14 protein-coding genes and 1 pseudogene are annotated in these 17,112 nt (G+C 45.3%); 6 read left to right on the top strand and 9 right to left on the bottom strand.

Going from position 1 to position 17,112, the window contains the following annotated elements:
• Window positions 1–67 precede the first annotated feature (67 nt).
• The 4 genes and pseudogenes from ACWA2B_RS26170 to ACWA2B_RS26155 all read right to left on the bottom strand — a co-directional run bounded on the left by ACWA2B_RS26170 (window position 68) and on the right by ACWA2B_RS26155 (window position 2,378).
• A pseudogene (locus tag ACWA2B_RS26170) lies at window positions 68–530 on the bottom strand (MarR family winged helix-turn-helix transcriptional regulator).
• A gap of 199 nt (window positions 531–729) precedes the next feature.
• On the bottom strand, window positions 730–1,179 hold the full coding sequence (locus tag ACWA2B_RS26165; protein WP_069011377.1) for a VanZ family protein: 450 nt from the start codon (window positions 1,177–1,179) through the stop codon (window positions 730–732).
• The gene (gene rpiA / locus ACWA2B_RS26160) at window positions 1,179–1,847 is read right to left on the bottom strand and encodes a ribose-5-phosphate isomerase RpiA (protein ID WP_039274825.1); all 669 of its coding nucleotides are present in this window, start codon (window positions 1,845–1,847) and stop codon (window positions 1,179–1,181) included. Before rpiA ends, ACWA2B_RS26165 begins: the two co-directional genes overlap by 1 nt.
• Window positions 1,848–1,907: 60 nt before the next feature.
• On the bottom strand, window positions 1,908–2,378 hold the full coding sequence (locus ACWA2B_RS26155; RefSeq protein ID WP_069011376.1) for a GNAT family N-acetyltransferase: 471 nt from the start codon (window positions 2,376–2,378) through the stop codon (window positions 1,908–1,910).
• A 466-nt stretch (window positions 2,379–2,844) separates the two neighbouring features.
• Here ACWA2B_RS26155 and ACWA2B_RS26150 point away from each other — a divergent pair, with 466 nt between their 5' ends.
• From ACWA2B_RS26150 to ACWA2B_RS26140, 3 genes are all read left to right on the top strand, one after another.
• On the top strand, window positions 2,845–4,614 hold the full coding sequence (locus tag ACWA2B_RS26150) for a methyl-accepting chemotaxis protein (RefSeq protein WP_029514770.1): 1,770 nt from the start codon (window positions 2,845–2,847) through the stop codon (window positions 4,612–4,614).
• A gap of 145 nt (window positions 4,615–4,759) precedes the next feature.
• Complete coding sequence (locus ACWA2B_RS26145; RefSeq protein WP_449292801.1) at window positions 4,760–8,455, top strand: non-ribosomal peptide synthetase family protein; 3,696 nt, start codon at window positions 4,760–4,762, stop codon at window positions 8,453–8,455.
• 119 nt (window positions 8,456–8,574) lie between these two features.
• Complete coding sequence (locus ACWA2B_RS26140) at window positions 8,575–9,573, top strand: polysaccharide deacetylase family protein (protein WP_069011374.1); 999 nt, start codon at window positions 8,575–8,577, stop codon at window positions 9,571–9,573.
• A gap of 91 nt (window positions 9,574–9,664) precedes the next feature.
• Here the strand turns inward: ACWA2B_RS26140 and ACWA2B_RS26135 are convergent, their stop codons facing one another.
• Both ACWA2B_RS26135 and ACWA2B_RS26130 read right to left on the bottom strand, forming a co-directional pair.
• On the bottom strand, window positions 9,665–10,285 hold the full coding sequence (locus ACWA2B_RS26135) for a TraX family protein (protein ID WP_029514773.1): 621 nt from the start codon (window positions 10,283–10,285) through the stop codon (window positions 9,665–9,667).
• A gap of 22 nt (window positions 10,286–10,307) precedes the next feature.
• Complete coding sequence (locus ACWA2B_RS26130) at window positions 10,308–10,985, bottom strand: CBS domain-containing protein (protein WP_049816861.1); 678 nt, start codon at window positions 10,983–10,985, stop codon at window positions 10,308–10,310.
• A gap of 219 nt (window positions 10,986–11,204) precedes the next feature.
• Here ACWA2B_RS26130 and fsa point away from each other — a divergent pair, with 219 nt between their 5' ends.
• From fsa to ACWA2B_RS26115, 3 genes are all read left to right on the top strand, one after another.
• Window positions 11,205–11,852 carry a fructose-6-phosphate aldolase gene (gene fsa / locus ACWA2B_RS26125; RefSeq protein WP_013309811.1) on the top strand — a complete coding sequence of 216 codons (648 nt, stop codon included), beginning with the start codon at window positions 11,205–11,207 and terminating at the stop codon, window positions 11,850–11,852.
• A 197-nt stretch (window positions 11,853–12,049) separates the two neighbouring features.
• A complete protein-coding gene (locus tag ACWA2B_RS26120) occupies window positions 12,050–12,505 on the top strand; it encodes a MarR family winged helix-turn-helix transcriptional regulator (protein WP_340955148.1) in 456 nt (151 codons plus the stop codon).
• A gap of 1 nt (window position 12,506) precedes the next feature.
• Window positions 12,507–13,706 carry an MFS transporter gene (locus ACWA2B_RS26115; RefSeq protein WP_029516786.1) on the top strand — a complete coding sequence of 400 codons (1,200 nt, stop codon included), beginning with the start codon at window positions 12,507–12,509 and terminating at the stop codon, window positions 13,704–13,706.
• A gap of 92 nt (window positions 13,707–13,798) precedes the next feature.
• Here ACWA2B_RS26115 and ACWA2B_RS26110 read toward each other — a convergent pair whose 3' ends face one another.
• The 3 genes from ACWA2B_RS26110 to ACWA2B_RS26100 all read right to left on the bottom strand — a co-directional run.
• Window positions 13,799–15,109, bottom strand: coding sequence for an MFS transporter (locus ACWA2B_RS26110; RefSeq protein WP_029516785.1), 1,311 nt, complete (start codon window positions 15,107–15,109; stop codon window positions 13,799–13,801).
• Between the two features lie 90 nt (window positions 15,110–15,199).
• Window positions 15,200–16,918, bottom strand: coding sequence for a methyl-accepting chemotaxis protein (locus ACWA2B_RS26105; protein WP_069011371.1), 1,719 nt, complete (start codon window positions 16,916–16,918; stop codon window positions 15,200–15,202).
• The coding region (locus ACWA2B_RS26100; protein WP_449292800.1) for a hypothetical protein at window positions 16,902–17,112 on the bottom strand (211 nt) is incomplete at its 5' end. The genes ACWA2B_RS26105 and ACWA2B_RS26100, both read right to left, overlap by 17 nt.

Raw genomic sequence — 17,112 nt, 5'->3', positions numbered from 1 at the left:
ACAAAAAAATAAAATACCGAAAAGTCGGTATTTTATCTAAAGCAGATTTAACCTGCACATGCACAATTTATGATCCGTTACTCTTCTGCCCCTCAGCCGTTAGTCCAAGCTTTTTTAACAGATGAATAGCCTGCTCCTTCTCTTCCACGGATAAGCCATCCACGGTCTCCATAATAACACGATGATGCTGCGGGAATATTTGCTCAAAGAAATGACGTCCATCATCAGTCAATTCTGCATAAATCACACGCCGATCATCTTGCGAAGCACGACGGGTAAGCAAGTTTTTTTTTCTGAAGTTTATCTACCACGTACGTAATATTCCCACTAGAGATTAGTACCTTTTCTCCAATTTTCTGCAAAGGCTGGGGTCCCCGATAATACAGCAGATCAAGCACACCAAATTCTGTTGTATTTAATCCATGACTATGAATGTCCCGATTCGTACGAGACGTGACCGAATTATAAGCACGAGCCAGAACAACGAACAAATTAAGTGCTAGGTCCTGATCATCTGGTTTTACAGACATATTAACAGCCTCCGTTACTCATATCTTTATTCCAAGATATCTTAATTGTGCGCTTTTGTCAAGTTTAAGCGTTCCTCCCCCTACTCCTACGGCCTAAAAATGGAGGAATTGTCGTCTATTATGTGAAGATTACAGTTCATTATGTAAAAAAAGTCCGCTCTCAGCCAGTCTTAACACACTGATTCAGAGAGCAGGACGATTATATTGCAATCCCTAACTTCTTACGTAAAAATACGTAGGCAATACGGCCGCATAATACTCCCAGAACATTCAGTATGATGTCATCCACATCCATTGTACCTGCGCCCAGCAGCATTTGGGACACCTCAAGAATGACCAGTGTGATCACTATCGTTAACAACAGACTGCCTATACTTCGCATGGACACCCAAATGATAGGCACAAGGATACCGAAGGGAATGAATACGCCAATATTACCGAGCAAATTAACACCCCATACCCGAAAAGGAAACGACTCCATTGCCCGCCAGTATTGCCTGATCGTATCAAACGGCACAATATTATACGAATACGGGGGTCCTGGCCGTAATGTACGACCAAAACCGAGAAACATCCAATATAATAGAAGTCCTGTATATAAAATCAATAACACCAATGCCACATGATGAAGCAGACGGGTCCTAGACATTACTTGTTACGGACGTCGATCTGTCCATTGGCCCGTGCGATAATCACCTGGTCCGCCATATTAATGAACAGTCCGTTATCGACTACTCCCGGAATTTGGTTCAAGCGGATTTCCAACTCCTGCGGATTCTCAATCGTACCATAGCGACAATCGGCAATATAATTACCGTTATCCGTAAGGTAGCGCTCGCCGTCTTTCATACGCCACTCCGCTTTACAGCCCGTCTGCCGCAAGGCCTCCAACGTCCATTCACTGGCAAAGGGTACGACCTCAACAGGTAAAGGAAATGCACCCAGCACCTTCACATCCTTGGACTCATCGACAATAATAATTAATCGGTCGCTATTGCTTTCCACAATTTTCTCTCTCAGTAAGGCTCCGCCTCCACCTTTCACCAGCACCAGCTGCTCATTCACCTCATCTGCACCGTCGATGGTAACGTCAAGCCTTCCAATCTGATCAAACGGAATGATGGGAATTCCCAGCTCCCTGGCCTGATCTTCCGACGCTTGGGATGTAGCTACAGCCTGTATATGTAATCCTTGCGCTACACGCTCACCAATTTTTTGAATAGCCCAAAAGGCTGTCGAGCCTGTACCAAGTCCTACTTTCATGCCGTCCTGAATCGCCTCAACTGCTTTTTCGGCCGCTTTTTGCTTCAAATTCATTATCATCTCTCCCGCTATATAGGCTAGTATTGATCATCATCCATTTTATAAGAGAACGCTTTATATTAACAGAGACAGCTTTTTACCATAACAAAGGCTGTTTTCATCGTGTTCATACTCCCCAAATCGTTCAATAGGTTCGTATCCCCGCTTGGTATAGAGAGCAATCGCTTCAGGTTGAGCCGCTCCGGTCTCCAATTTAATCCTTACAACTCCCCGTTTTCTGGCTTCCTCTTCCAAAAAAGATAATAGGCTCACCGCAATCCCTTGTCTGCGATAAGAGGAATCGACATAAAATCTTTTAAGTTCCATTTCTTCCGCATCTATAGGCCTAAGCCCTCCACAAGCCACCGGTTTTTCGTCCACATACACAACAGCGAAAAACATTTCTTTAACTTTCGGATTGGAAAAATCAACCAAGTAAATTTCATCGGCAGGATACCTTTCCAGCAAGTCCTCATCCAGCCTTTGAATCAACTTATGCAGATCCTCGTGATTACTCTCAACCTTTAAAATCGTAAGCTTGGACATTCTTCTTATCCCTCTTCTCTTTGCATGGATATAAAGACTCATTTGCAAACAATTCACAAAAACCGCGATAAATCAAGCATTTACAACGTTAAATATGAAAAATGTCCCAAATTGATAAGTGCATTTGACTCTATTATAAAGTATGATGGTTTCTGTTGAATAGTTGCTTATGGACTGTAATGAATTCAAATCTCAAGTTGAAGTATAAATTGGAATATACTGAAACACAGACAGCGTTTACCTATTAAAATTAATTTTTTATTGTGTAAGGTATTCATTTCAAGGGCTTTTCGTACGACATATATATAGGGATATCATACTTGTCTGTAAAAGGACTTAAGACCTATTACATAAAATTCAAGGGTCTATGATCTCGATTATTTTGTTTGTAAGGGGGACTTGATTATCTCATTCGATAAGCGGTTCAACACCATATACAAAAAATACAACCAGGGAGTGGAACATTTTGAAAAAGTGGAGTAGCTTATCATTCTTCACCAAAAACCTATTATTATCCTTCTTCAACATCGTATTGATTGGGCTAGTTCTTATTGTGTCCAGCTATTTGATCCAACGTACGATTTTGATAGACCAATTGCATGGGCAAGTGGAAAAAATCACATTGAAGTGGGCCCAGGGCATTAATTCCGATGAAGTAACCCAAGCGGTTCAAGAGAAAAATTATGATGGACCCATTCAAACCAAACTCCGCGCGTACCTAGATAACATCATGGCGACGAATCCAAATATCTCTCATGCCTATATTTTCGGGACGGAGCTCGAAAATGGCAATCTGACATCTATTGTGGCGATGCCAACGGATCTCAGAGAAGCATTTGAAAAAGATAAGATGCTCGTTGGCTCTATGTATGAGCAACCCAATGTCGTGGCAGTAGGCGTAACCGGTATGCTGGACAGTGGCAAACCAACATTCACCAGCTTCTACGATGATACTTTTGGTACATGGACGACTTTGATGACTCCGATTAAAGATCCAAGCGGCAAAATCTTTGCATATTTTGCAGTCGATGCAGATGCCGGTGCCGTACCTGCAGGATTGACCAAGCTGCTCATTAGCGGCGCTACCATTTTAGTGATTTTCCTACTGATCTGCCTGGCGCTTCAATATTGGGTTGTGAAACGTACGCTGTCCCCGATTAAGCAATTGATGTACGGTATCAGCGAAGTAAGCAGAGGAAATCTGGATGTTCAAATTCATGCAGGTCATGATGATTTGGGACTCGTAAATCAGAATTTCAACGATATGGTAAGTCATATTAACAGCATTATGACTAAAGTGAAGCAGACAACTGATGAAGTCAATGAATCCGCCAAAGAATTACTCGCAATCTGCGAACAAAACGGAATCAATTCCAACATCATCAATCAAAACATCAGTGAAATCACGGAGAATATCCGTTCGCAGGAAAAAGCAACAGGCGATAGTGCACGTGCCATGGCTGAAATGGCTTCGGTCATTCAAAATATTGCCACGAGTTCTTCCAATGTTGCGGAAGAAGCCAATTCGGTAGAGAAACGCTCTAACGAAGGCAACGAGATTGTAAGTAAGGTATCATCCCAAATGCACTTGATTACCGATACAGTAACCAATACTTCCCGTATCATCAAGTTGCTGGACAGTCGTTCGCAGGAAATTGGCAATATCATCAGTACCATTTCAGGCATCTCCAGTCAAACCAACCTGCTCGCTCTGAACGCTTCTATTGAAGCTGCGCGCGTTGGTGAAGAAGGTAAAGGCTTTGCCGTCGTTGCCAGTGAAGTACGTAAGCTGGCAGAACAATCTGCGGAGGCAACCAAACAGATTACATCACTGATTGAAGAAATTCAAAATGAAATCGGACAAGCTGTGAAATCGATGGAGCAAGGAAACGTTGAAGTTCAAAACGGAATCGTCGTTGCTGGACAAGCAGGCGTGCTGTTCAATGATATTCTTCAAGCAACTAAAAATGTAGCATGGCAAATCCAAGAAGTATCCAGCGCTACTGAGCAAATATCTGCGGGTACACAGGAAATGACAGCGACAGCAGACGATCTTTCTTCCACTGTAACCAAAACAGCCAATAACAGTGTTCACATTGTGCAAACGGTGGAGGAACAAAAAGCTTCTTTGGATTCGATTATTGATTCATCCCATAAATTGACATCCATGTCTGAAGAGCTTCAAGAAATTACATCTTATTTCAAAATTGCAGACACCAACCGTAGCAAATCATAATAGCCATTTATCGACTTAAAGTTAATTTCATAGTTAATCATTCATTCGGTAATGCCTCCCTCCTGTTCATGCATTTGAAGGGAGCGAGGCATTTACTGAGTTTACCATTTATATTAAGACATCATACATTCAGGAGGTTAGCGTAATGGCTTCATTACTACAAAACAGTACACAGACAACCCCTTCCCCATTCCTAGTTCCCTTGGATTATGCACGTATACAACGCAAGCATACATCCTCTACTTATCAAGTAGAGTTAGAAGCGTCCATCTCGGAACAATTAAATCAGCAAAAAACTGCGGGAGACAAACAAGCGTTGCTCTTATCAGCATATACTGCATGGGTATATCGCCTTTCCGCAGAAGAAGAAGTTTCTTTTTCTACTTTCGTGCCACAAACTGGTCTGCTTACAGCTTCGCTGACAGTCGAAAAGGAAACGACTTTTCATGAACTAGCAGACTTATTTCAGGAGATGCTCCGTGAGCCAAGTGCATACCTTGCGGAACCACAAGCCGATACTTCATTTTCGGCAAATCTGCCTACGGACAGCGGTGTAGAATCCCGTATTATGGATTGGGCTGTCAGTGAACACAATGGCGCTTATCAAATACAGATACGATATGATCAATCACTCTTGCTGGAAACAACGGTTGTCCGATACGCAGAATACTTTGAAACCCTTTTGCGTGGCGCGCTAACCAACAGCCATGCACCTGTGAATTCAATTGATATATTATCGGATGCAGATCGAGCTGCTCACGAAGCTTTAAATAATACAGTCGTGAAATATCCTGAGCATCAAACTATTCATGGAATGTTTGAGGAGGCGGCTTCACAATACCCTGATCGTTCGGCTATTGCTTCCCACACTGGAGAGTACACGTACCGTGAGTTGAACGAACGCGCTAACCAAGTCGCACGTGTCTTGTTATCCAAAGGTCTTACCAAAGGTGAATTCGTGACCATCTTCATGGAACGGAGCTTAGAGACCGTTATTTCACTGCTTGGTATCCTAAAAGCCGGAGGCGTATATGTACCTGTTGATCCCGCCCACCCCGCTGACCGGAGTAGCTACATTGTCGAAGACACGCGTTCTCCTTTTGTATTAACAACTTCCGCACTTATGGAACAAGCGACTGAACTGTGCGGTTCTATTGAAACGGTAAAAGAAATTTTAGCTATTAACGGGCCGCTGGCAGGCTATGCTGCAAGCAATCCGAACGTTCGTGTAAGTCCGGATGATCTAGCTTATGTCATCTATACATCCGGCTCTACAGGCAAACCGAAAGGTGCCCTGATCGCTCACCGCGGTGTTGTTAACCTAGGAGCTGTCGTGCAACGCGATTGCGACATTACACCTCAGGATGTATTGACCCAATTTGCAACCTACAGCTTTGATGCATCCGTTTGGGATACCATTGGAGCCTTGTTTTACGGTGCAAAATTGTACTTGCTGTCTTCTGAAGAGCGTGTATCTGTTGAAGAATTCGCTGAAGCCATTGCACGTACAGGCACGACGATTATTACCATTTTGCCAACTGTATTCTTTAATCAGCTATCTACGTACTTGTCAGACGAAGGCTATCGCAAACTCGCTAAGGTACGGATTGTTACTGTAGCAGGCGAAGCGCTGTACGGCTCCCAAGTTCGAGCGTTCCAAAGCAAGTTCGGTACAGATACCGACATCGTAAACGTATACGGACCGACCGAATGCACCGTAGCGACAACGACCCATCGGGTCCGTGGTGCCGTGCCTGAGCATGTCGTCAATATCCCGATCGGCAAGCCGATTTACAATTACAAAGTGTATATCGTTAACGATGATAACAAGCTCTGCCCAGTCAATATTCCGGGTGAAGTATGTATTGCTACTCCTGCATTGGCCCATGGTTATCTCCATCAGCCAGAACGTACAGCGCAATCGTTCGTGGACAATCCTTTTGTTCCGGGTGAAAAAATGTACCGCTCGGGTGATATCGCCAAGCTGCTGCCAGACGGTACGATTGAATACGTAAGCCGCAAGGATTCGCAGCTCAAAATTCGTGGAAATCGGATTGAAATCGGAGAAATTGAAGACCATTTTTCCAAACACCCAGGTGTTCAGGACGTCGCTGTGGTAGCCGTCAAAGATCACACAGATCAGAACATGCTAGTTGGCTATTTCACCACTTCGGATGGACAATCTATTCCACAGGACGTTATTCAGTCTTATATTGGGGGCAAGCTGCCTTCTTATTTTGTACCGAGTCATGTCGTTCATTTGGAAGCTATGCCAATTTCACCAACTGGCAAGATCGATCGCAAAAAGCTGGCCCTGCGACCACTACCGGAAGCGTCTGATCTTTCATTTGGCGGGGAACCTCTCCGAGAAGGAACCGAAACACTCATTGCCGAAGCATGGACTCAAGTGCTTGGTAAAAATAACATTGGCGCTACCGATGATTTCTTCCTGATCGGGGGCGATTCGCTTCGTGTCATCCATGTGCTGGCTATTTTGAAGCCGCGTTATGGCGCGCTGCGCATCGGAGATTTTTTCCGCTACAAAACCGTTCGTGAGCTTGCTGAATACGTGGAACAATTAGGTACGGAACAAATGCCGCAACGCAAGCCACTCGCGATTTCTCAAGAAAAAATGGACTTGAATGAGCATCCTATTGAGTTATCTGGTGCTTCTGACTTAGCTGAAGTCCGCGACTTGCGCGTGATTTTGTTGACCGGTGCTACAGGCTATCTGGGCTCGCACATTTTGTATGACCTACTTCAACGAACAGAAGCCAAAGTATACGCGATGGTACGCCCTTCTCAGGACGGTCCATCTGGTATCGAGCGTATTCAGTCCGTATTGACGGGATATTTTGGACATGATATCTCCAGCTTGATCGAAGGACGAGTGAAGGCTGTCTATGGGGATCTGGAGCAAGCTGATCTGGGTCTCTCTTCTGTCGACCGCCATATGCTGGAGCACCAAATCGACGGCATTATTCACAGCGCCGCTGACGTACGCCATTTTGGTGATTCGGCAGCCTTCGATCGCACGAATGTGACCGGAACACTGGAACTGCTGAAAATCGCCCAAGCCAAGCCGGGAGTATCCTTCCATCATGTCTCCACTATGGGAATACCGGAGGATCTTGCTAACGAAGGAAAATGGGAGTCGGCATTGGAGCTTTCTGCCTTCCCAGATGAATTGAACGTGGACAATCTGTACACGAACAGTAAACTCGCGGCGGAGAAGCTGTTGTTCCAAGCAGCTCAGGCCGGTACGCCTGTCTCGATCTATCGCGCGGGTAATTTGACAGCCCATTCGGCCAACGGACGCTTCCAGCGAAATATTGATAGCAATGCTTATTATCGTATGATGAAGGCGATGCTGCTGCTGGGCAAAGCGCCACAAGCCGATTGGCATACGGACTTCACACCGATTGATTACGCCAGCCGTGCTATCGTAGAGCTGTCTGTTCATCAAAAAAGCGCAAACCGTATTTTCCATATCTGCAATCCGAACCCACTGCCATATGATGAACTGATCGCTATGGTAAACCAACTCGGTTACGCAGTAGAAACCCTGCCTTTTGACGATTACAGCGCCTGGTTGCTAAATCCGTCTTCCGGCATTCAGGAGGATGCACTTCACCTTGCTATGGGACAACTAGAAGGTGACGGAGCCAAGGATTCAGCTTACCGTTACGGATGCTCTGTAACCACAGCTCTGCTGGAACAAGCTGGCGTTCAATGCCCGGCAACCGACCTGAATTTTATTCGGAACATGATCCAGCATGCCGTCGAGATCGGTTACTTCCCGACCTCTTCACCGGTATCTGTAAAAGCTACACAGAGGTAACAAAGTTGTGATATTTCCCCCGCGTGTTTTCGGTATGATAGACTAGATTTTGCTAGTTTCATATCTAGTATAAACCTCTATACTTTCAGAATTTTTTTGCATGCGGGGGATGTCATTCAATGAAACACACTTTTTTTAAAAGAACGTTGCTAATCATAAGTTTGTTGGCTATTTTAGGAATTTTGGTGTATGAAGCACGTAGCATATACCACACACCTACAGTTAAAGGGGCTCATCGTACACGCACAGCTAATGCAGATCGACTGGTACGCCATTTATTTTCAATGACGCCTACACCAGATAAAGTATATTACCAAAACAAAGTAATTGTCCTGATGTATCATGAGGTGACCAAGACTCCACCTGATCCCGGTGCTCTCAAGCTTAGTAATTTAACGAGGCAGTTGGACGAAATGAAAGCTAACGGCTTCCACTGGATCACGATGAAAGAGTATACGGATTTTATTTTACATAAAGCCAAGGTTCCTGATAATGCGGTACTTATGACATTCGACGATGGCTACGAGTCCTTTTATACGGACACTTTTCCTGTGTTGAAAAAGTACCAGGTACCGGCAACCAATTTTCTCATCACGTCCACGATCAGCAATCCCAAACATATTGGTATTCCAAAGCTGACATGGGATCAAATTCATCAGATGCATGCTGAAGGCATTGATTTCTACAATCATACCAATGACCAGCATGCTTACGGATACTCCAACACAGCGCGCACCCAACAAAAGCCGCTTCTGATGGCTCCAGTGTATTCGAAAAAGCTGGGGCGAATGGAAACCGAGGATGAGTTCAAACAGCGAGTTTCTACCGATTTGGACATGGCTGACAAGAAGCTGTTCAAGCATCTACACAATGATCAGAATGTACTTGCCTTCCCTTATGGTGGGTATACCAAGGAGACGATGGAAATTTGCCGTTCCTTGGGTATTGACGTTACGTTTACGGTGAAACGCGGGATTAACTCGCCAGGGCAAACGAACGGCTATCGCGTCAATGCAGGTGGAATACACAATATTCCCGAAGTATTGGTGCAATACATGAAGGAAGGTGCTCCCCTTCGCCCACTTCCTTTTGCTCAAGGTCCCAACAAGGTATCCTAAACGTTGGCTAGCTTATTGAAGGATAAAAAAGAACCTTTAAAACCATTTTATGTCGTGGTTTTAAAGGTTCTTTTAATGTATGAGATGTAGATTAGGGCCAGATGCGAATTGCCGCGATAACAGCCAGATGTACCGGGTAAAAGCTACGCCACAACCAACGCGGTACCCGACTATAAAATCCGCTTTCTCCAGTTGCAAAACATACGATCAGAATACTGGACAGCAGACTAAAGTGCTGAAGATTCGCGTGATGCACCATGTCATACACTACGTTCAAAACAAAATGGGCTGCAATCATCATATATGAACGGGTGTATCGATAAATCAGAACCAACAGCAGTCCATAGGCTCCGTAATCCATCTGGCTGAGCTCCATAACCAGAGCTGAGACGACGTACAGGCACGTTACAGCCGTCCAATGCTTCAAGCGGGATGCAGCAGCCAACGCAAGCAACGAGGTCAATAGCGTCCAGATTACGTTCGGTCTAAGCACATCAAACGCCAGCATATAGGGCACCTGAGAAATCAGAGCCAGTCCGAGTAGACGGAGCATATAGCTCTGCATGTCTCGGGTATGAGTATATCCCGCATACAGCGCGTACGCGTAGATTGGAAAAGCAAGCCTGCCGGCAATTCTCCAAGCCGGATCCGTCGGAAAAAACACAAGTCCGACATGGTCAATCAGCATCGTCAGCATGGCCAACCAGTACATACAAGGCCCCCTTATTTATGTTTTACGTTTTATCTTCTGTCAAGCTCAGAATGGCGTTCATGATGTCCGTTTTCGTAACCCGTCCTACCAACTCCCGAATTGGAGTTGAGGAGCTACATTGCTCGTCCAAAACTGGAAGACAATTGACCTGATGCCGAATCAGTTTCGATATCGCTTCCAGTAAAGTGTCTTCTGGAGCAAGCGTCGTCATTTGGGCCCGGCGCGTCATTGCCATGGTCACCGGGACGGTGTGAAGATCGGTATGCCCCAGCATGACCTTCAGCAAATCCTTGCGGGTAACAATTCCAATGAGCTCCTGCTCCTCTCCTGTGACCATCAGGGTGCCTGTATTTTGCTGAAACAGCATCAGCACCGCATCATAGGCGGTCGTGTCACCGGAAATCAAAATCGGATCACTAAGTATATCCGCCACCGTCAGCTTTTTGAGCATGTTGCCGATATGACTATCATATTTAGGATGACGCCCTGGCAGGTAGCCTACCTTCGGCTTGGCATCCACCAGTCCGAGCATAACGAGCAGAGCAAGGTCAGAACGGAGAGTCGGACGCGTCAATCCCAGTGTTTCAGCAATTTTATCCCCCGTAACAGGTGCCAGACGCTGGACAATATCAACAATTTCCCGCTGTCTTTCAGACAGTTGAATAATGATTACCTCCTTATGGAGTGGGGTAGAATACATTATAAAGAGTATAGATCGGTAAATTTCAGGCATCTTCCGACAATTCATCAAATTTTAATCATACACCGCTTGTTTTCAAATTTAAAATGTGTCACAATTAAGAATGTAATACATACTAATTATAATTTTAACGTGTGCAATATGCTACATTTATAATGAACTATTGTACATCGCGTGTGATATGTATTATGTATTATATAAACCTGAGGAGGAAATCAAATGAAATTTTTCTTGGATACTGGTAACATTGAAGAAATCAAACGTATTGAACGTTTGGGTCTGGTTGATGGTGTAACAACGAACCCTTCACTGATCGCTAAGGAAGGTCGAGTGTTCAAGGAAGTCATTCAGGAGATTTGCAGTATCGTTGAAGGTCCCGTAAGTGCTGAGGTTATTGGTCTGAAGGCTGAAGATATGCTCAAAGAAGCTTATGATATCGCCAAGTGGGCACCGAACGTGGTTATCAAGCTTCCTATGACTGAAGATGGCTTGTATGCTTGTAACGAGCTGACCAAGAACGGAATCAAAACGAATGTAACACTGATTTTCTCCGCGGCTCAAGGTTTGATGGCAGCCAAAGCTGGCGCTACTTTTATCAGCCCGTTCGTAGGACGTCTGGATGATATCGCTGTTGATGGTATGAAGCTGATTCGTGAGCTGAGACAAATTTTGGACATTCATGGTCTGAAATCCGAAATCATCGCCGCATCCATCCGCAATATTAAGCATGTAGAAGATGCTGCTCTGTCTGGTGCACATATTGCCACCATTCCAGGTTCCTTGCTCCCTTCTCTGTGGAAACACCCACTGACAGACAGTGGTATCGAACGCTTCCTGAAGGACTGGGAAACCGTACCTAAAGCTTAATTCGCCAGTCATGGCAAACGATATTATATCAACCCAAACAGCCCGTATTTTACGGGCTGTTTTTTTTGCTGTAGAGATAGCAGAACCCAAAACGCTGAACAACTTTTTTTGACAAAATAACTTGTTGTTCATATAATTGTTATAACAATTAATTAATTTCAAAGTAATTTATGTACGGGAAACAGAAAGGAGTACCTATGAATAACTTGCCTCCCGATTGTTCCATTGGGATGTTGCTCGGGATTACTCACCGCAAAATGAGTCAGCAGCTCTTGCAGCGCCTCAAACCTTATGATATTTCCCCAGAGCAATGGTCGGTTCTGTTCCAAATCTATCAGGCTGAGGGTTTAAATCAGAAAGAAATTGCAGCTAAGGCCGTGAAGGACCAGCCTACCACGACTCGAATTATTGATTTGTTGGACAAGAAGGGCTGGGTACGGCGTGTAAATAGCCCACAGGATCGTCGGGCCTATTTGCTTCATCTGACTGAAACAGGCCGACAGCTTGTGGAGAAGACTCTTCCTGTCGAACTTGATACCAATCACGATTTTGTAAAAGGAATTTCCTCGGCCGATCTGAAGCAATTCCGCCAGACTCTTTTACAAATTCACGCCAACATGACCGAATCAGAAAAACAAGGAGAGAACGATTAATATGCAACAAGGCAAGCAACCTCTTTGGACCAAGGAATTTATCGTTCTTACGGTTTCCAATTTATTTTTGTTTCTGGAATTACAGATGATCCTATCTTCCATTCCTTCTTATGTGAAAAATACATTCCACGCTAGTTCCGTTCAGGTGAGTCTCGTTACCACCTTATTCGCTTTAAGTGCGATTGCAGCACGACTCTTTTCAGCCCGTATGCTGGAAAAGGGACATCGCAGTACCCTGATCTTCGTGGGACTGCTGTTTGCATTGGCAGGAACGCTGGGGTACAGTGTTTCGCCAACGATTACAGTGCTTCTGCTCATGCGGATGTTATTTGGGATTGGCTTCGGTATGAGTAGCACGGCCTTTCCAACGATGGCCTCTGACGTCATCCCGCCCAAACGTCTCGGTGAAGGAATGGGCTTCTTTAGTCTGTCCACTAGTCTAGCGATGTCGATTGGGCCGACCATCGGCATTTCGATGCTTCAATACGGGAGTTTCAACCTGCTTGCCTATACGACAGCAGCTGTAATTGTTGTGATATTCCCGTTGGCTTACTGGCTGATTCGTACACTACCCAAAGGGCACATCGAACCACCTATGGTTCCTTTGGAAGAAGGGCGAAAACCGGCATTTAACCGTAAATTGTGGGTTCCCGCCTTGTTGAACATGCTGATGTCTATCACATATGGTGGATTACTCGGCTTTATGGCGCTTTACGGGGATGAAGCAAATCTGGCACATCCGGCCTACTTTTTCCTGTTTAATGCGGTATCCGTGCTGATCGTGCGTCCCTTCTCGGGCCGTATTTATGACAAAAAAGGGGCAAAAGCACTGCTCATCCCTGGCTCCCTGTTTTTAATTGGCGGTCTGATCCTGCTTTCCTACGCACACAGTGATGTCTTCATGTATATGTCTGCTCTTTGCTACGGTATCGGGTTTGGTGTCATGCAGCCGACCCTCCAAACCTGGATGATTCAGGTCGTGTCTCCTAAACAGAGGGGCATGGCAAACGGTATGTTTCTCAATTCCCTCGATTTCGGGGTTGCAGCCGGAGCGCTTATACTTGGCATTATCGCCAAAGCAAGTGATTATGCGTGGATGTACCGTCTTTCCTCGCTGTTTGTTGTACTGTTCTTACTAATCTATGTCATACAAATCGTTGTGAGCCGCAAGCCTAAGACGCATCTCCCTCTAGAAGGGTAGACTATATTTTACAAATGAACATTAGCTCTTACTTGCTTAGTTATCAAAAACACCCGTTGCCATGGTTTCATGGACAATGGGTGCTTTTTCATTTATTTCGCAGGAGTTTTGCGTCTTAGCTTGGGAGAACGAGGCTTTTCCCGGGACACGCTTGTTTGCTCCTCATTTACACTCATACGGTCCGTGGATTTGTCATCTGTGGGCTCATCCTGTTTGGGTCTGACCGCAAACAGCATCAGCAGAGCTGCAATGCCTCCCACTGCGGCCATCACGCCAAAGAGCAGACCATGTCCACTGCTGCCCAGCAGCAAGGATACAACCGGAGGGCCTAGTGACACCCCGACAAAGCGCATGCTGCTATACAGGGCAGTAATGGTTCCGCGTTCCTCTTTTTCAATTCCCTTTGTAATGAGAGAATCCAAACAAGGCAGCGCAAGCCCAATTCCGCCGCCCCCTAACGTAAACAGTCCGATCACCGCATAAATATTTTGGATAAATCCGAGAATGGCAAAGCTGATCGTCAATATGGCCAAACCACTAAAACCGATCCACTTCATACGCTTTTTGTGCTTGCCGATGATCTTGCCTCCTACATAAGAACACAGACAGAGGGAAATCAGCGGAATGGCTAACACAAAACCTTTCCACACTCCATGGAGGTTGTAACGACTTTCCAAGATGTCGGATAAGTAGAACAAGACGCCAAAAATGACAAACATACAAATGCCGCCCATAGCGAAAATAGCATAGAGCCAACGTCCTTTTTCGGCAAGCACCCGCTTCACATTTCCCACAAACTCCCGAAACATAATCGGTTGGTTCTTACGCTTAGGCACATGGATCAGCCAAAGCACCAAAATGAGCGAAATCAGACAGAGGCCTGGAATTACGGCCAGTGGCAAAAACCATAGAACAGCTCCCAATGCGGCACCGAGTATCGGACTTAGCACTTTGCCAAATGTGTTGTAAGTCTCGACGACCCCCAGGTTCTTACTGGCCTCATCCTCATTCTCGTACAGATCACCCACAAGCGGAATGACTATAGGAAAAGCCCCTGCCGCTCCCGCACCCTGAAGTAGACGGCCTGCAATAATGGTCCAGTATGCTGCCGAATCGTGAAGCAGCCATGCTCCCGCTGCAGAAATCCCCCCACCAATCACCGTCAGAATCAGACAGGGAACAATCACCGCCTTACGGCCAAATCGGTCGGAGAGATAGCCCGCAATCGGTATCAGTAAAATGGCCACCACCGCATATACTGTAATCAACATGCTAATCCGAAAAGAGCTTACATGTAGCTTACGTCCGATTTCCGGTAACACAGGAATCAGCATGGAATTACCCAGCGTCATCATCAGCGGGATGGAACCTAACGCAAGCAGATTCCCCTTATTTTGTTGCATCCCGTTACCACCTTTGCAAAAGTAATAACACAGCTGTTCAGATTTGTTCAACAGATGTTATTGTGTTTACATTGGTGGGGATTTATACGGCTACACTTTAAATCCACCGACCCTTGCATTCAGCAGTTGCGACATATCCGCCAGTGTATGAATAGATGATGCAATTTCCTCCATGGAAGCCAGTTGCTCTTCAGCCGCCGCACTGACGCTCTGGGTTCCTCCTGCCGACTGCTCTGCTACTTCACGAATACGTTCTACTGCTTCCACCATTCGCTCTGATCCGCCGGACATTTGTTCTACGGACCGGTTTACATTGTGAATCTGTTCGCTGACCTGTTGAATGGAACTTCCAATCTGACGAAATGCGGTTTCTGCGGATTGCATGACCTTTACGCCAGACTGCACTTCAACCGTCCCTGTCTGCATACTGGAAGCGACATTTCCAACATGCTCCTGAATATTTTGCACAAATTGTGTGATTTCTGCTGCTGAAACCGATACCTGCTCGGCCAATCTTCTTACCTCAGAGGCTACAACTGCAAATCCTTTGCCCTGCTCTCCGGCTCTTGCCGCTTCAATCGACGCATTGAGCGCCAGCATTCCTGTCTGTTTAGCAATTCCAGTAATAACAGCTCCAATCATGCCAATCTGTTCGGCCTGTTCACTAAGTGAACGTACAGCACGTGCAGAGCTGTCTACACTTTCGCTTACCTTCTCCATCTGACGCATAGCCTGACCTATAGATTGTTCCCCTGCTTCTGCATCTTTAGCGGCTGTATCAGACAACTCATATACCTGCTGGCTCGTAGCTGCAATATGCTCCAGTTCGTGGGCAAGCTCTTTCACAGTATCTGTAGTTTGTGTAATATCGTCGACCTGATGCTCCATACCAGCCGCTAATTCTTCCATTACACCGGAAGTATGACGATTGGCCTGATTCATTTCCTCTGTACTTACGCTAACCCGTTCTGCGGTTACGGTTAATGTACGCGCCGTATCCTGAGCATCCACTATAATACTGCGGAATCCCTCAATAAGCTTGTTGTAGGAGCTTGCAATCATACCGATTTCGTCTTTGGACGTAATATCCAGTCGGCTACGCAAATCTCCCCCACCTTCAGACATTTCCAACAGTTGCTCATTCATATGGTGTAATGGACGAATTGAACGAATCAGAACGATGGATTGAAAAATACTGTAAATGATAACCAGAAGCCCTACAATACTCGTAATCAAGGATGTATTCGTCATCGTTTGGTGCGCTTGCTGTACTTTCACCGTCACCATATCCTCTTGAGCTTTGACGAAGGCTACTACCTTGGTATCAAGTTGCTTGCGCAACACCCGTTCGTTTTCAAAATCATCGAGCAAATCAGAAAATGGCGGGAAAGCGTCATCTCTTGTACTCTGATACCCCGCTGTAGTCAGTAAACGATGAACTTGATTCATATAGGTATTAATCCCCGTCTTGAGATCAGTCATCTTTTTACTAGAATCCTCATTGCCTGTACTAAGCAGAGCTTCTGTCTCCTGTAGCAACTTTGCAACTTCACTTTGCTTGTTTCCGATCTCTTTCCCATACTGTTCGTCACGAGTTAGCAAATATGCCCGCTCATCATTAGATATGCCGTTTAACAAAAATTGAAGAGACTTCGAGTTATACGCAATAGCCTCTTCACGATTCATAATATCCTTGTACTCATTCTCACTATGTACGCTTAAAATGTAATTGGTCAGCAGCATTGCTGCAATCACACTCGGGATCAGTATCGCGCTAAGAATCATTTTGGCCTTAATCGTTAAATTCATGAATCGGTCCCCCAGTTATTTCTGAATAAAATGTCCAACTTACTATATATCGTTTTATTCGATTGTTTCCGTTAAACACATCAGAGCGTGGTGTCTGACGCTGGCTCTGATCGCGCTTCTTTTCTTGATTGTGATGCCGTTGCTGCAAATCTTTATCCAAAGTGTGTATGTTGATGAAGAATTTCAGTGGGATG

The organism is Paenibacillus sp. CMM36, assembly GCF_053570945.1.
The sequence above is the reverse complement of the archived record's forward strand: the minus strand, read 5'-3'. Positions and strand labels throughout refer to the sequence as shown.

Bases quoted from the DNA above. Each gene is read 5' to 3' on its own strand.
- ACWA2B_RS26130 (WP_049816861.1), bottom strand. From the start codon at position 10,985: ATGTATTCTACCCCACTCCATAAGGAGGTAATCATTATTCAACTGTCT.
- ACWA2B_RS26120 (WP_340955148.1), top strand. From the start codon at position 12,050: ATGAATAACTTGCCTCCCGATTGTTCCATTGGGATGTTGCTCGGGATT.
- ACWA2B_RS26105 (WP_069011371.1), bottom strand. From the start codon at position 16,918: ATGAATTTAACGATTAAGGCCAAAATGATTCTTAGCGCGATACTGATC.
- ACWA2B_RS26145 (WP_449292801.1), top strand. From the start codon at position 4,760: ATGGCTTCATTACTACAAAACAGTACACAGACAACCCCTTCCCCATTC.
- ACWA2B_RS26140 (WP_069011374.1), top strand. From the start codon at position 8,575: ATGAAACACACTTTTTTTAAAAGAACGTTGCTAATCATAAGTTTGTTG.
- ACWA2B_RS26165 (WP_069011377.1), bottom strand. From the start codon at position 1,179: ATGTCTAGGACCCGTCTGCTTCATCATGTGGCATTGGTGTTATTGATT.
- ACWA2B_RS26110 (WP_029516785.1), bottom strand. From the start codon at position 15,109: ATGCAACAAAATAAGGGGAATCTGCTTGCGTTAGGTTCCATCCCGCTG.
- ACWA2B_RS26155 (WP_069011376.1), bottom strand. From the start codon at position 2,378: ATGTCCAAGCTTACGATTTTAAAGGTTGAGAGTAATCACGAGGATCTG.
- rpiA (WP_039274825.1), bottom strand. From the start codon at position 1,847: ATGAATTTGAAGCAAAAAGCGGCCGAAAAAGCAGTTGAGGCGATTCAG.
- fsa (WP_013309811.1), top strand. From the start codon at position 11,205: ATGAAATTTTTCTTGGATACTGGTAACATTGAAGAAATCAAACGTATT.
- ACWA2B_RS26115 (WP_029516786.1), top strand. From the start codon at position 12,507: ATGCAACAAGGCAAGCAACCTCTTTGGACCAAGGAATTTATCGTTCTT.
- ACWA2B_RS26135 (WP_029514773.1), bottom strand. From the start codon at position 10,285: ATGTACTGGTTGGCCATGCTGACGATGCTGATTGACCATGTCGGACTT.